Below are 1592 nucleotides of genomic sequence, written 5' to 3' on the forward strand. Positions count from 1 at the left end.
ACTGCGAGGGCGGGCCGCGGCTGTTCGGCACGCTCATCGACGCCGACCTGGTGGACGTCGTGTGCGCACCGCTGCCGGCTGGCGCATCGACGCGGTCACCATGACCACCACCTGGGCCACCGGCAACCAGCACGTCATGACGCTGGCCGCACAGCGGGCAGGCTGACGAACCCGCGCCCCCGCTCCTCCGCCGCGTCCCCCGGCAGCTCCGCCGGCGGCGGCACGCTCACCAGCTCCAGGTCCTGGTCGGCGGCGCGGTCGAGGGCCGCCACGACCCACGCCTCGAAGTCGGCGTTGGCGGCCATCGCGGCCCGCCGCCACCGGTCCACCGCCTCGCTGGCGGCGCTGACCTTCGGCAACGCCGCCCGCGAGGGCTTCGAGCCGGGGTCGCGGCCCTCCCGCAACGCGCGCCGCAGCGCCGTGCGCGACCAGCCCTCCCGCTCGGCGCGGTCGAGCCACCGGTCCTGCTCGTCCGGCGGCAGCGCGGCGACCTCGGCGTGGTGCTGGAACGGCAGTCCCTGGCGTCGGCGGGACGGCTCGAACTTGCGCGAGATCCACGCGTAGTTGCGCAACGTCTGGTAGTCGAGCCCCACGGCCTCGACCGCCCGGCGGTACCGGTCGGTGTACTTGTCCTGGCCGAAGACGAGCCAGTCGCCCAGGTACCACGCCGACGAGCTGGCGATGCGGGAGATGCGCTGCCCCGCCTGCTCCCACGACTCGAACGTGACGTCGCGCGGGAACGCCAGCCCCACCGGGGTGGTGAGGATCCGGCCTTCGGCCGCACCGACGGGACGTCGGCGCGTCATCGCGTTCACCTTGTCCACTTGCTCCCCCTGATCCGCATTGAGCCTCATTGCTACCCCAGGGGTCCTCACACACCGGTCAACTTCCGCTCACACCGCGAACCCGATCCGGCCCACCGGTGGATAACGGGTGACCGCCCCGCCAACCGGGGAACAGCCGGAAAGGCCACCATGACACCAACCGACGCCGAGATCATCGAACGGTCGCGGCACGAGCCGGACGCGTTCGCCGCGCTCTTCGACCGGCACGCGCCGCACATCCAGCGGTACCTCGCGCGCAGGCTCGGCGCGCAGGTCGCGGACGACCTCGTGGCCGAGACGTTCCTCACCGCGTTCGACAAGCGGCAGCGCTACGACCGGGGCCGACCCGACGCCCGGCCGTGGCTGTACGGGATCGCGACGAACCTCGTCGGTCGGCACCGCAGGCAGGAGGCACGCCGCTACCAGGCCCGTGCGTCGGACGACCCGGGCGCGGACGCCGTGCAGGACCACGCGGACCGCGTCGCCGCCGAGGTGACCGCGCGGGCCATGCGGTCGATGCTGGCCGGCGCGCTGGGCGGGCTGTCCGACGAGGACCGGGACGTGCTGCTGCTGGTCGCGTGGGAACAGCTGAGCTACGAGGAGGTCGCGGCGGCTCTGGCGATCCCCGTCGGCACGGTGCGGTCCCGGTTGCACCGGGCCCGCCGCAAGGTCAGGCAGGCGCTGGGCGGGCACAACCCCACCGAGGTCGAGGAGATGTCGAACAATGGATGAGTTGCAGCTGGTGCGCGAACTGGGCGACGAGACGCC

The 1592-nt window shown here is 73.2% G+C and carries 2 protein-coding genes and 1 pseudogene; 2 read left to right on the forward strand and 1 reads right to left on the reverse strand.

The window, feature by feature from the left end:
* Positions 1–86, forward strand: a pseudogene (locus AB0G02_RS39315) (pyrimidine reductase family protein); the annotation flags it as partial.
* A 48-nt stretch (positions 87–134) separates the two neighbouring features.
* Here AB0G02_RS39315 and AB0G02_RS39320 read toward each other — a convergent pair.
* On the reverse strand, positions 135–806 hold the full coding sequence (locus AB0G02_RS39320) for an LmbU family transcriptional regulator (protein WP_360805343.1): 672 nt from the start codon (positions 804–806) through the stop codon (positions 135–137).
* 168 nt (positions 807–974) lie between these two features.
* Here AB0G02_RS39320 and AB0G02_RS39325 point away from each other — a divergent pair, with 168 nt between their 5' ends.
* Entirely contained in the window at positions 975–1556 is a 582-nt protein-coding gene (locus tag AB0G02_RS39325; RefSeq protein ID WP_360805347.1) for an RNA polymerase sigma factor, read from the forward strand.
* Positions 1557–1592 lie beyond the last annotated feature (36 nt).

The sequence above is a fragment of the Actinosynnema sp. NPDC023658 genome (assembly GCF_040639995.1).
Lineage (GTDB): Bacteria > Actinomycetota > Actinomycetes > Mycobacteriales > Pseudonocardiaceae > Actinosynnema.